The sequence below is a fragment of the Cronobacter universalis NCTC 9529 genome (assembly GCF_001277175.1).
GTDB lineage: Bacteria > Pseudomonadota > Gammaproteobacteria > Enterobacterales > Enterobacteriaceae > Cronobacter > Cronobacter universalis.
Genome location: NZ_CP012257.1, coordinates 1,712,170 through 1,725,000, shown reverse-complemented (window position 1 = coordinate 1,725,000; position 12,831 = coordinate 1,712,170). Strand labels below are relative to the sequence as shown.

The window sequence follows — 12,831 nt, the reverse complement described above, 5'->3', positions numbered from 1 at the left end:
AAGAATCCTGCCGGCAAAAAGGAGGTATTTCCCCCTTCGCGCGCCCGGCCTGACAGCACGCGCGGAAATCCGCGTGAAACCAGCAAGAAAGCGTCTGCGGCATTGGCGATTTCAATGGTTTGCCGTAGAATGCCTGCCCTTATCATGTGCCAGACCCAAAGGTGGTTCATCACAAACCCCGCATCCGGTTTCTTCTTGATGCGTCTATTACGGGACAGAGTCAAAAAATTGAATACACAGCCGCGCTCGCTTTCCCCGCTTCTGCAACTGGCGGATATCGGGAAAAGCTTTGATGGTAAAACCGTCATTTCTGATTTCTCACTGACCATCAATCATGGTGAATTCCTCACGCTCCTGGGCCCTTCCGGCTGCGGTAAAACCACCATACTGCGCCTTATCGCAGGCCTTGAGAACGCCGATACCGGGCGTATCACGCTCGATTCACAAGACATCACCGACGTTCCCGCCGAGCATCGCCACGTCAATACCGTCTTTCAAAGCTACGCCCTGTTTCCACATATGACGGTATTTGAGAACGTCGCGTTTGGCCTGCGGATGCAAAAAACGCCCGCCGCCGAAATAACGCCGCGCGTCATGGATGCTTTAAAGATGGTGCAGCTTGAGGAATTTGCCCAGCGCAAACCGCATCAACTCTCGGGCGGCCAGCAACAACGCGTGGCGATCGCCCGCGCCGTGGTGAATAAACCCCGCCTGCTGCTGCTAGATGAATCGCTCTCGGCGCTCGACTATAAACTGCGCAAACAGATGCAGAACGAGCTGAAAGCGCTGCAGCGCAAGCTGGGGATTACGTTTGTGTTCGTGACGCACGATCAGGAAGAAGCGCTGACGATGTCCGATCGCATCGTGGTGATGCGCGACGGGCGCATCGAGCAGGACGGCACGCCGCGCGAAATCTACGAAGAACCCAAAAACCTGTTTGTGGCGAGCTTTATCGGCGAGATCAATATCTTTGACGCCACCGTTATCGAGCGTATCGACGCGCAGCGCGTGCGTGCAAACGTCGAGGGCCGCGAATGCGTGCTGTATGTCGCCTTCCCGGTGACGGCGGGCCAGAAACTCAACGTGCTGCTGCGCCCGGAAGATCTGCGCGTAGAAGAGATCAACGGCGATGGCGAAGCCGACGGCCTGATAGGCTTTGTGCGCGAGCGCAACTACAAAGGCATGACGCTGGAATCTGTCGTTGAGCTGGAAAACGGCAAAATGGTGCTGGTCAGCGAATTCTTCAACGAAGACGACCCCGATTTCGACCACTCGCTCGATCAGAAAATGGCCGTGACCTGGGTGGAAAGCTGGGAGGTGGTGCTGGCCGATGAAGATCTCGCGTAAATTCCAGAATGGGGTGATCGCCACCATCGTCGGCTGGCTGGTGCTGTTTGTCTTCCTGCCCAACCTGATGATCATCGCCACCAGCTTTTTCACCCGCGACGACGCGCATTTCGTAAGCCTGGTGTTTACGCTGGATAACTACGCGCGCCTGCTCGACCCGCTCTATTTCCAGGTCCTGCTGCATTCGCTGAATATGGCGCTACAGGCGACGCTGGCGTGTCTGGTGTTGGGCTACCCGTTTGCGTGGTTTCTGGCGAAGCTGCCGGCGAAAGTGCGCCCGCTGCTGCTGTTTTTACTGATAGTCCCCTTCTGGACGAACTCGCTTATCCGCATCTACGGGCTGAAGCTGTTTCTCAGCACGCGCGGCTATCTGAACGAATTTCTGCTCTGGCTTGGCGTTATCGACACGCCGGTGCGCATCATGTATACCCCGTCGGCGGTGATTATCGGCCTGGTCTATATTCTGCTGCCGTTTATGGTGATGCCGCTCTACTCCAGCATTGAGAAGCTCGATAAGCCGCTGCTCGAAGCCGCGAAAGATCTCGGCGCCAGCAAACTGCAAACCTTTGTGCGCATTATTCTGCCGCTGACGATGCCGGGCATTATCGCCGGGTGTCTGCTGGTGATGCTGCCCGCGATGGGGCTCTTTTATGTCTCCGATCTGATGGGTGGCGCGAAAAACCTGCTTATCGGCAACGTTATCAAGAGCCAGTTCCTGAATATCCGCGACTGGCCGTTCGGCGCGGCGACCAGCATTACGCTGACGCTGGTGATGGGCCTGATGCTGCTGGTGTACTGGCGCGCCGCGCGCCTGCTTAACAAGAAGGTGGAACTGGAATGATCGGTCGCCTGCTGCGCGGCGGTTTTATGACCGCCATTTACGCTTACCTGTATATCCCGATCGTGATCCTGATTGTGAACTCGTTCAACAGCTCGCGTTTCGGCATTAACTGGCAGGGCTTTACCACCAACTGGTACAGCCTGCTGATGAATAACGACAGCCTGTTACAGGCCGCGCAACACTCGCTGACGATGGCGGTGTTCTCCGCCACGTTCGCGACCATTATCGGCGCGCTGACGGCGGTGGCGCTCTACCGCTACCGTTTTCGCGGCAAACCGTTTGTCAGCGGCATGCTGTTTGTGGTGATGATGTCGCCCGATATCGTGATGGCGATTTCCCTGCTGGTGCTCTTTATGCTGGTGGGCATTCAGCTCGGTTTCTGGTCGCTGCTGTTCTCGCACATCACCTTCTGCCTGCCGTTTGTGGTCGTGACCGTTTATTCACGCCTGAAAGGCTTTGACGTGCGGATGCTTGAAGCGGCGCGCGATCTTGGCGCCAGCGAAATCACTATTCTGCGCAAAATCATTCTGCCGCTGGCGATGCCGGCGGTGGCGGCGGGCTGGCTGCTGAGCTTTACGTTGTCGATGGATGACGTGGTGGTCTCGTCGTTTGTGACCGGGCCTGGCTATGAAATTCTGCCGCTGAAAATTTATTCGATGGTCAAAGTGGGCGTGTCGCCGGAAGTGAACGCGCTCGCCACTATTCTGCTGATGCTGTCGCTGGTGCTCGTACTGGCAAGCCAGCTGATGCTTCGCGATAAAACGAAAAGCCTGCCTCGCCAGGCCTTAACCCCAGGGGACGTAAAATGAAAAAATGGTCACGCCACCTGCTTGCCGCGGGTGCTCTGGCGTTCGGCATGAGCGCCGCGCATGCTGATGATAAAAATACGCTCTATTTCTACAACTGGACCGAGTATGTGCCGCCGGGGCTGCTGGAGCAGTTCACCAAAGAGACGGGCATTAAGGTTATCTATTCGACCTATGAATCGAATGAAACCATGTACGCCAAGCTCAAGACCTATCAGCAGGGCGCCTACGATCTCGTGGTGCCGTCCACCTACTTTGTCGACAAGATGCGCAAAGAAGGAATGATCCAGAAGATCGACAAGAGCAAGCTGTCGAATTTCCACAATCTGGATCCGGCGATGCTGAATAAGCCTTTCGATCCGAATAACGACTATTCCATCCCCTACATCTGGGGCGCGACGGCGATTGGCGTGAACAGCGACGCCATCGATCCGAAGAGCGTGACCTCCTGGGCCGATCTCTGGAAGCCGGAATATAAAGGCAGCCTGCTGTTGACCGACGATGCGCGCGAAGTGTTCCAGATGGCGCTGCGCAAGCTCGGGCTTTCCGGCAATACCACCGATCCGAAAGAGATTGAAGCGGCGTATAACGAGCTGAAAAAACTGATGCCAAACGTGGCGGCGTTTAACTCCGACAACCCGGCGAACCCGTATCTGGAAGGCGAAGTGAACCTTGGCATGGTGTGGAACGGCTCCGCGTGGGTCGCCCGTCAGGCGGGCGCGCCGCTGGATGTCGTCTGGCCGAAAGAAGGCGGGATTTTCTGGATGGACAGCCTGGCTATTCCGGCGAATGCGAAGAACGTTGAAGGCGCGCATAAGCTGATTAACTTCCTGCTGCGCCCGGATGTGGCGAAACAGGTCGCTGAGACCATCGGTTACCCGACGCCGAACCTGGCGGCCCGTAAGCTTCTGAAGAAAGAGGTGGCGGAAGATAAGTCGCTCTACCCGGATGAAGCCACCATTGAGAAAGGCGAATGGCAGAATGATGTCGGCGACGCCAGCGCGATTTACGAGTCGTATTACCAGAAGTTAAAGGCGGGACGGTAAGTTTCGTCGCGATGTCGTGATGTAAAGGTGGGTGCGCTTCGCTTACCCACCCTACGATTCGGAAATGTGGCGTTACACGGTGGGCGCGCTTCGCTTACCCACCCTACGATTCGGAAATGTGGCGTTACACGGTGGGTGCGCTTCGCTTACCCACCCTACGAATAACCGGTTAATATTTTGTGTAGGGCGGGTAAGCGAAGCGCACCCGCCGTTTCCCTCTGCCGCCCCTGCCGTCACAGACCTTTCAACAGCTTCTCGACATACTCCGGCACCACCTGGCTTGCCAGCCCGTAATGCTTCTCTTCGAACTCGCTGCCGACCTGACTTGGCTCAAGGTTAAGCTCCACCGTATGCGCGCCCTGAAGCTTCGCTTCATGCACGAAACCGGCGGCCGGATAAACGTGCCCGGAGGTGCCGATGGCGATAAACACATCGGCGCGCGCCAGCGCTTCGTAAATGCTGTCCATACCGAGCGGCATCTCGCCGAACCACACTACGTGCGGGCGCAGCGGCGCCGGAAACTGGCAGCAGTGACACTTATCGCCAGGCGTCACGTCGCCGGTCCACTCCAGCACCTGCCCGCTCTGCGAACAGCGCACCTTCAGCAGTTCGCCATGCATATGCACTACGTTTTTGTTGCCCGCGCGCTCATGCAAATTATCGATATTCTGGGTGACCAGTAAAAAGCGGTCGCCGAGCGCCTCTTCGAGCCGCGCCAGCGCCAGATGCGCCGCGTTAGGCTTGATCTCCGGCTGCTGTAGCTGACGGCGCCGGGCGTTATAGAACTCCTGCACCAGCTGCGGATTGCGCGCGAACCCTTCCGGCGTCGCCACATCCTCCACCCGGTGCTCTTCCCACAGCCCGTCGGCGGCGCGGAAGGTGCGAATGCCCGATTCCGCCGAGATCCCCGCCCCGGTTAAGACCACTACCACAGGTTTATTCATCACTTCAGGTGTCATAATTCTGTCCCGGAAAAAAATACGCTGGCGCAAGCGCTCGCGCAGCCGACGTTTATTCCTTCGAAACCGGCCCAGCCGGTGCAGACGACGCGATTGCATTTCAACTCCGTGAGCGTGTGAGATGGAGAAAAGCCGCGCCGCGCATACCGCCCGCGTCGCCGTGGCGCGCCTGCTCAATACGCGGCACTTTCGCAACGGGCAGCAGATACGCAGGCAGCTTCGCGCTAAGCGCGGTTGTCAGATGCGAAAAACCCGACAGCCCGCCGCCGAGCACCACCAGATGCGGGTCCAGCACGGTCAGCAGGCTCGCCACACAGGCCGCCAGCAGGTCAGTGTAGCGCTCGACATGCGCCTGCGCCCGGGCGTCACCCTGCTGCCAGCGCGCGATGATTTCCGGCGCCTCCAGTGATTCATGGTAGAAGTGTTGCCAGAGCCATGCAAAGCCCCGGCCGGAAAGATAGTTCTCAATGCAGCCGTGTTGCCCGCAGCCGCAGCGGATAAACGGGATATCGCGCCCGAGGATCGCAAGCGCATCTACGGGCAGGCGGATATGCCCGAATTCGCCCGTGATAAAGCTGCGTCCGGTCACCGGTTTGCCATCGACAATCACGCCGCCGCCGACGCCGGTGCCGAGGATCAGCCCCATCACGACCGGATACGCGCTGAACTCATCGTCCCAGGCCTCGGAGAGAGCAAAACAGTTGGCGTCGTTATCGATACGCACGTCGCGCCCGAGCCGCTCGCTGAGATCGCGCCTCACCGCCCTGCCGCTGGCGGCGGGCAGATTAGCGGCATACAGCAGGCCGTCGTCGGTTTCCGGAATGCCGGGAATACCGACGCCGACATGCCCCGCGCCGCCGAAGCGGCGGTCGGCCTCTGTCGCCAGCGCGCTGAGAGCGTCGAGAAAGTTCTCGTAGCTGTCGTGCGGCGTCGCGACGCGGGTTTGCCATTGCAGACGCCGCGCGTCATCGTACACCCCGAGGGCGATTTTGCTGCCGCCAATGTCAAACCCGTAATACATCCGCCGCTCCCTGAATTATTGTCCGCTCAGTACCCGCGCCGGATCGATGCGGCTTGCGCGCCGCGCCGGATACCAGCTCGCCAGCAGGCTCAACACCAGCGCCGTCAGCAGCACATAGACCACGTCGAGCGCGTACAGCTCCGACGGCAGGAAGTCGATAAAGTAGATATCGCCGGAGAGGAAATGATGGCCGATCAGTTTTTCAATCCCGTGAATGATGGCCGTGAGCTGCCACGACGCCAGTACGCCCACCACCACGCCGCTGACCGAGCCGAGCAGCCCGGCGAGCAGCCCGTACCAGACGAAAATCGCGCGGATAAGCCCGTCTTTCGCGCCAAGCGTGCGCAGCACCGCGATGTCGCTGCTTTTATCTTTTACCGCCATCACCAGCGTCGAGACAATGTTAAAACAGGCGACGCCAATCACCAGCACCATCGCCAGATACATAATGGCGCGGATCATCTGGATATCGCGGTACATGTAGCCGTAGGTGTTGATCCAGCTTTTGATGTAGACGTAAGCGTCCGTCACCTGGCCCGCGTCGCGCACCAGCTGATTCGCGTTAAAGACGTCATTCACTTTAATGGCTATGCCCGTGACACTGTCACCTAAATTCAGGTACCCCTGCGCATCGGCCAGCGGCACCATCGCAAAGCTGTGATCGAGCTGGCCGCTCAGTTGCAGAATGCCTGCCACCTGCAAACGCACGCGTTTGGGCTGCAACAGCTTATGGTCGGCGTCAGAATTCGGGATCATGATAGAGAGCCAGTCGCCCTGCTTCACTTTCAGCGCATCCGCAACGCCTTTACCGATGATGATTTGCTGTTTGCCCGCCTGAAAACTCTGCCAGGCGTTGTTCTGCACATAATGCGGCAGCGCGCTTAAACGCTGCTCCTGCGCCGGATCAACGCCTTTCACCTGGATAGCGCGCAGGTTCGCTCCGCTCTCCACCAGGCCGGTAAAATTGACGTACGGCGCCGCCGCGACAATGCCGTTGACCTTCTCAACGCGCGTCACGACATCCTGCCAGCCGCGCCACGGCTGCTCGACCGGCTCGATTTCGCCATGCGGCACGACCGCCAGAATGCGGTTGTTCAGCTCGCGCTCAAAGCCGTTCATGGCGCTTAAGCCCACAATCAGCACCGCCACGCCAAGCGCGATGCCTATCGTTGAGATAACGGAGATGAGCGACACCATGCCGCTGCGTCTGCGTCCCCGGCTAAAGCGCAGACCAATCAGTAACGATAACGGGGAAGCCATTACGCCCTCCCCATCAGGGTCAGCTCAGGGTTCAGGTGCCCGTCGCGCATCTCCAGCTGGCGCGACAGCCGCTTCGCCAGTTGCAGATCGTGCGTCACCACCAGAAAGGCGGTGCCCTGGGTTTTATTCAGCTCGCCGAGCAGGTCGAAAATGCTGTCGGCGTTGCGGGCGTCGAGGTTGCCGGTCGGTTCATCCGCCAGCACCAGCCGCGGGTTATTCACCAGCGCGCGGGCGATAGCGACGCGCTGGCGCTCGCCGCCGGAAAGTTCAGACGGACGGTGGTTGCTGCGGTGCGCGAGGCCCACGGCGTCGAGCATCGCGAGCGCCCGGCGCTCGGTTTCGGCCTTCGGCGCTTTGCCGATTAACAGCGGCATCGCCACGTTTTCCATCGCGGTGAAGTCCGGCAGCAGATGGTGAAACTGGTAGATAAAACCAAGCTCGCGGTTACGCAGCTCCGCTTTGGCGGAAGAAGAGAGCGTGCTCAGCGCCCGGCCGCTGAAAATCACGTCGCCGGAGGTGGGCGTATCCAGCCCGCCCAGCAGGTGCAACAGCGTACTTTTACCGGAGCCGGAGCTGCCGACAATCGCCATCATTTCGCCCGCGTCGATGCTGAAGCTGACGTTGTGCAACACATCCGTTTGCACTTTGCCTTCCTGGTAGCGTTTGCACAGGTTGTCGCACTGTAACAGCACAGAATTACTCATAACGTAAAGCCTCAGCGGGTTCGGTGGCGGCGGCGCGCCAGGAAGGATAAAGCGTGGACAACAGCGCGACGGCCATCGCCGAGAGCGCAATACCGATGACCTGCCACGGTTCGATAACGACCGGCAGCGCGGCGCCATCAAGGAACGCGCCAATCACCGGCATCAGATTATTCAACTGGCTGGCGAGCAGCGCGCCGAGCAGCGCGCCAAACAGCGCGCCGATAACGCCTGCGCTGGCCCCCTGCACCATAAACACCGCCATGATCTGACGGCGCGTCAGGCCCTGGGTTTGCAGGATAGCCACTTCGCCCTGCTTCTCCATCACCATCAGTCCGAGCGACGTAATGATGTTAAACGCGGCGACGGCGACAATCAGGCTCAGCAGCAGGCCCATCATGTTTTTCTCCATGCGCACGGCCTGGAACAGTTCGCCTTTACGCTCGCGCCAGTCCTGCCACTGCGTGCCTGCCGGCAACGTCTGCTGGCTCAGCACATCCACCTTCAGCGGCTCATTCAGCCACAGTCGCCAGCCGGTGATATTGCCTGCCGGATAGCGCATCAGGCGTGAGGCGTCCTGGATGTTGACCAGCATCTGGTAGCCATCCACTTCGCTGTTGGCGGCGAAAGTGCCGATAAAGGTAAAGAGACGCTGGCTCGGCAGACGGCCCATCGGCGTGAACTGGCTGGCCGACGGCACCATCAGGCGCAGCTGGTCGCCGCGTTTAACGCCAAGTTGGCCCGCGAGCTGCTCGCCGAGAATGATGTTGTATTTCCCGGCGGCCAGATCCTGCTGGTTGACGTTGACCAGATACGGCGTCAGCGGGTCGCGCTGCGCCGGATCGATGCCCAGCATCACGCCCACCGCCACGCTGCGGGCGCTTTGCAGCACCACATCGCCGGTGGTCAGCGGCGCGATACGGCTAACGCCCTGCAGGTGGAGGCTGTCGGCAGGCAGTTGCTGCGGGTTGACGGAGCCTTTGGTTGAACTGATAAGCGCCTGCGGCATCAGCCCGAGAATGTTGTTTTGCAGTTCACGCTCGAAACCATTCATCACGGAGAGCACTGTCACCAGCGCCAGCACGCCGAGCGTGATGCCGATAGTGGAGAGCCAGGAGACGAAACGGCCGAAGCGGTCTGCTGCACGCCCGCGCATATAGCGCAGGCCGATAAATAACGCGACAGGTTGATACATGAAATCCGTCTTGTACGGTTGCTAATGCAAAGTGATCAACGATAATAAAGCCCAGATCTGATTTATGGAACCACTAACCCACTCTGTCGCCGGGTTTTTATCCCGGACAAGCGGCACAACCGGAGCACGCTTCGCCTTCTATGCCTGAACAATATCGTTACTCTCTGCCCGTCAAAGCGGGCGATCAGCGTCAACTGGGTGAACTGAGCGGCGCGGCCTGCGCCGTCGAGGTGGCGGAAATGGCGGAACGCCATGCCGGCCCGCTGGTGCTTATCGCGCCGGATATGCAAAGCGCCCTGCGTCTGCACGATGAAATTCAACAATTTACCGAAAGCCTGGTGATGAACCTGGCCGACTGGGAGACGCTGCCGTATGACAGCTTCTCGCCACACCAGGAGATTATCTCCTCGCGCCTGTCGACGCTCTACCAGTTGCCCGGCATGCAGCGCGGCGTGCTGATCCTGCCGGTGAACACGCTGATGCAGCGCGTCTGCCCGCACAGCTTCCTGCATGGTCACGCGCTGGTGATGCAAAAAGGTCAGCAGCTCTCGCGCGACACCCTGCGCGCCCAGCTGGACCAGGCCGGCTATCGCCATGTGGATCAGGTGATGGCGCATGGCGAATACGCCACCCGCGGCGCGCTGCTCGATCTCTACCCGATGGGCAGCGAGCAGCCCTACCGTATCGACTTCTTCGATGATGAAATCGACAGCTTGCGGCTGTTTGATGTCGATACCCAGCGCACGCTGGAAGAGGTTGAGGCGATAAACCTGCTGCCGGCGCACGAATTCCCGACCGACAAAGCGGCCATTGAGCTGTTCCGCAGCCAGTGGCGCGATCGTTTCGAGGTGAAACGCGACCCGGAGCATATCTACCAGCAGGTGAGCAAAGGCACCCTGCCCGCCGGTATTGAATACTGGCAGCCGCTGTTCTTCAGCGAGCCGCTGCCGCCGCTGTTCAGCTATTTCCCGAAAAACACGCTGGTGGTGAGCACGGGCGATCTGGAAGCCAGCGCCGACCGCTTCTGGGCCGACGCCGTGGCGCGCTTTGAAAACCGCGGCGTCGACCCGATGCGCCCGCTGCTGCCGCCGGAAGAGCTCTGGCTGCGCACCGATGAACTTCATGCGCAGTTAAAAGCCTGGCCGCGCGTGCAGCTGAAAACCGAGGCGCTGGCCGACAAAGCCGCCAATACCAATCTGGGGTATCAGCCGCTGCCGGATATCGCCGTTCAGGCCCAGCAGAAATCGCCGCTCGACAGCCTGCGTCGCTTTCTGGAATCCTTCACCGGCCCGGTGATTTTCTCGGTGGAAAGCGAGGGCCGCCGCGAGGCGCTTTCGGAACTGCTTTCGCGCATTAAAGTCATGCCGAAGCGTCTTCTGCGGCTTGACGACGCGCAGGAAGGCCAGCGCTACCTGAGCATCGGCGCGTCGGAGCGCGGGTTTATCGACACCCTGCGCCAGCGCGCGTTTATCTGTGAAAGCGATCTGCTGGGCGAGCGCGTCACGCGCCGTCGCCAGGAGAGCCGCCGCACCATTAATCCGGACACGCTCATCCGCAACCTGGCGGAGCTGCGCCCCGGCCAGCCGGTGGTGCATCTGGAGCATGGCGTGGGCCGCTACGCCGGGCTGACGACGCTGGAAGCGGGCGGCATCACAGCGGAATACCTGATGCTCACCTATGCCAACGACGCGAAGCTCTATGTGCCGGTCTCGTCGCTGCATCTGATCAGCCGCTACGCGGGCGGAGCCGAAGAGAACGCGCCGCTGCACAAGCTTGGCGGCGACGCGTGGTCGAAAGCGCGCCAGAAGGCGGCGGAGAAAGTGCGTGACGTGGCGGCGGAGCTGCTGGATATCTACGCCCAGCGCGCCGCGAAATCCGGTTTCGCCTTTAAGCATGACAAAGAACAGTATCAGCTCTTCTGCGAGGGGTTCCCGTTTGAAACCACGCCGGATCAGGCGCAGGCGATTAACGCGGTGCTGAGCGACATGTGCCAGCCGCTGGCGATGGATCGTCTGGTGTGCGGCGACGTGGGCTTCGGTAAAACCGAAGTGGCGATGCGCGCGGCGTTTCTGGCGGTTGAGAACAATAAACAGGTGGCGGTGCTGGTGCCGACCACGCTTCTGGCCCAGCAGCATTACGACAACTTCCGCGATCGCTTCGCCAACTGGCCGGTGCGCATTGAACTGCTGTCGCGCTTTCGTAGCGCCAAAGAGCAGGCGCAGGTGCTGGAACAGGCCGCCGACGGGAAAGTCGATATCCTTATCGGCACCCACAAGCTGTTGCAGAGCGACGTCAAAATGAAAGACCTCGGTCTTTTGATCGTCGATGAAGAGCACCGCTTCGGGGTGCGTCACAAAGAGCGTATTAAGGCGATGCGCGCCGATGTGGATATTCTGACGCTCACCGCGACGCCTATTCCGCGCACGCTCAACATGGCGATGAGCGGTATGCGCGACCTGTCAATTATCGCCACGCCGCCCGCGCGCCGTCTGGCGGTGAAAACCTTCGTGCGCGAGTATGACAATCTGGTGGTGCGCGAGGCTATCCTGCGTGAAGTCCTGCGCGGCGGCCAGGTCTATTACCTTTACAACGATGTCGAGAATATCCAGAAGGCCGCCGAGCGGCTGGCGAATCTGGTGCCGGAGGCGCGCATCGCCATCGGTCACGGCCAGATGCGCGAGCGCGAGCTTGAACGGGTGATGAACGATTTCCACCATCAGCGCTTTAACGTACTGGTGTGCACCACGATCATTGAAACCGGTATCGATATCCCAACCGCCAACACCATTATCATCGAGCGCGCCGATCATTTTGGTCTCGCACAGCTGCACCAGCTGCGCGGCCGCGTCGGGCGTTCGCATCACCAGGCGTATGCGTGGCTGCTGACGCCGCCGCCAAAGGCGATGACCACCGACGCCCAGAAGCGTCTGGAGGCGATCGCGTCGCTGGAAGATCTCGGCGCGGGCTTTGCGCTGGCGACGCACGATCTGGAAATTCGCGGCGCGGGCGAGCTGCTGGGCGAAGATCAGAGCGGGCAGATGGAAACCATCGGCTTCTCGCTCTATATGGAGCTTCTGGAAAACGCCGTTGACGCGCTGAAGGCCGGGCGCGAGCCGTCGCTTGAAGATCTCACCAGCCAGCAGACGGAAGTGGAGCTGCGAATGCCGTCGCTGCTGCCGGAGGCGTTTATCCCGGATGTGAACACGCGCCTGTCGTTCTACAAGCGCATCGCCAGCGCCAAAAAGGAGCAGGAGCTCGAAGAGATCAAAGTGGAGCTTATCGACCGCTTTGGCCTGCTGCCGGACCCGGCGCGCACGCTGCTGGATATCGCCGCCCTGCGTCAGCAGGCGCAGAAGCTTGGCGTGCGTAAAATCGAGGCCAACGAGAAAGGCGGCACCATTGAGTTTGCCGAGAAAAACCATGTCGATCCGGGCTGGCTTATCGGCCTGCTGCAAAAAGAGCCGCAGCATTACCGCCTCGACGGCCCGACACGCCTGAAGTTCTTCCGCGAACTGGAAGAGCGGAAAACGCGTATGGAATGGGTGCGTCAGTTTATGGCGCAGCTCGCCGAACATACCCTCCCGTAATCCGATCACGCCCCGCCCCGGGGCGTAACTTTACAATCCTTTGCAATCGTCCAGGGTTTCCTGGACGA

General features: G+C 60.0%; 10 protein-coding genes. 5 read left to right on the top strand and 5 right to left on the bottom strand.

The genetic code is table 11. The features are described 5' to 3' along the window. The first annotated feature begins 198 nt into the window (after positions 1–198). Genes potA through potD form a run of 4 tightly spaced genes read left to right on the top strand, consistent with a single transcriptional unit; the run spans position 199 to position 4,040 of the window. A complete protein-coding gene (gene potA / locus AFK65_RS07875) occupies positions 199–1,347 on the top strand; it encodes a spermidine/putrescine ABC transporter ATP-binding protein PotA (RefSeq protein WP_038857441.1) in 1,149 nt (382 codons plus the stop codon). Continuing rightward, positions 1,331–2,188 carry a spermidine/putrescine ABC transporter permease PotB gene (gene potB / locus AFK65_RS07870; RefSeq protein ID WP_032804504.1) on the top strand — a complete coding sequence of 286 codons (858 nt, stop codon included), beginning with the start codon at positions 1,331–1,333 and terminating at the stop codon, positions 2,186–2,188. The genes potA and potB overlap by 17 nt, the downstream gene beginning before the upstream one ends. After that, positions 2,185–2,997, top strand: a complete 813-nt coding sequence (gene potC / locus AFK65_RS07865; protein ID WP_007707999.1) for a spermidine/putrescine ABC transporter permease PotC — start codon at positions 2,185–2,187, stop codon at positions 2,995–2,997. The genes potB and potC overlap by 4 nt, the downstream gene beginning before the upstream one ends. Next, positions 2,994–4,040: a spermidine/putrescine ABC transporter substrate-binding protein PotD gene (gene potD, locus AFK65_RS07860; RefSeq protein ID WP_007707996.1), complete on the top strand. Its 1,047-nt coding sequence runs from the start codon at positions 2,994–2,996 to the stop codon at positions 4,038–4,040. The genes potC and potD overlap by 4 nt, the downstream gene beginning before the upstream one ends. A gap of 233 nt (positions 4,041–4,273) precedes the next feature. Here potD and cobB read toward each other — a convergent pair whose 3' ends face one another. Genes cobB through lolC form a run of 5 tightly spaced genes read right to left on the bottom strand, consistent with a single transcriptional unit; the run spans position 4,274 to position 9,176 of the window. Further along, entirely contained in the window at positions 4,274–5,098 is an 825-nt protein-coding gene (cobB, locus tag AFK65_RS07855) for a Sir2 family NAD+-dependent deacetylase (protein WP_007707993.1), read from the bottom strand. Between the two features lies 1 nt (position 5,099). Continuing rightward, positions 5,100–6,020: an N-acetylglucosamine kinase gene (gene nagK / locus AFK65_RS07850; RefSeq protein ID WP_038857443.1), complete on the bottom strand. Its 921-nt coding sequence runs from the start codon at positions 6,018–6,020 to the stop codon at positions 5,100–5,102. A gap of 15 nt (positions 6,021–6,035) precedes the next feature. Then, on the bottom strand, positions 6,036–7,280 hold the full coding sequence (gene lolE, locus AFK65_RS07845) for a lipoprotein-releasing ABC transporter permease subunit LolE (protein WP_007707984.1): 1,245 nt from the start codon (positions 7,278–7,280) through the stop codon (positions 6,036–6,038). Beyond that, positions 7,280–7,984: a lipoprotein-releasing ABC transporter ATP-binding protein LolD gene (gene lolD, locus AFK65_RS07840; protein ID WP_007769521.1), complete on the bottom strand. Its 705-nt coding sequence runs from the start codon at positions 7,982–7,984 to the stop codon at positions 7,280–7,282. The genes lolE and lolD overlap by 1 nt, the downstream gene beginning before the upstream one ends. After that, on the bottom strand, positions 7,977–9,176 hold the full coding sequence (gene lolC / locus AFK65_RS07835; RefSeq protein ID WP_007707976.1) for a lipoprotein-releasing ABC transporter permease subunit LolC: 1,200 nt from the start codon (positions 9,174–9,176) through the stop codon (positions 7,977–7,979). Before lolC ends, lolD begins: the two co-directional genes overlap by 8 nt. A gap of 140 nt (positions 9,177–9,316) precedes the next feature. On the opposite strand from lolC, the gene mfd reads away from it, so the two are divergent. Then, positions 9,317–12,763, top strand: coding sequence for a transcription-repair coupling factor (mfd, locus tag AFK65_RS07830; protein ID WP_007707974.1), 3,447 nt, complete (start codon positions 9,317–9,319; stop codon positions 12,761–12,763). The last annotated feature ends 68 nt before the right edge of the window (positions 12,764–12,831 follow it).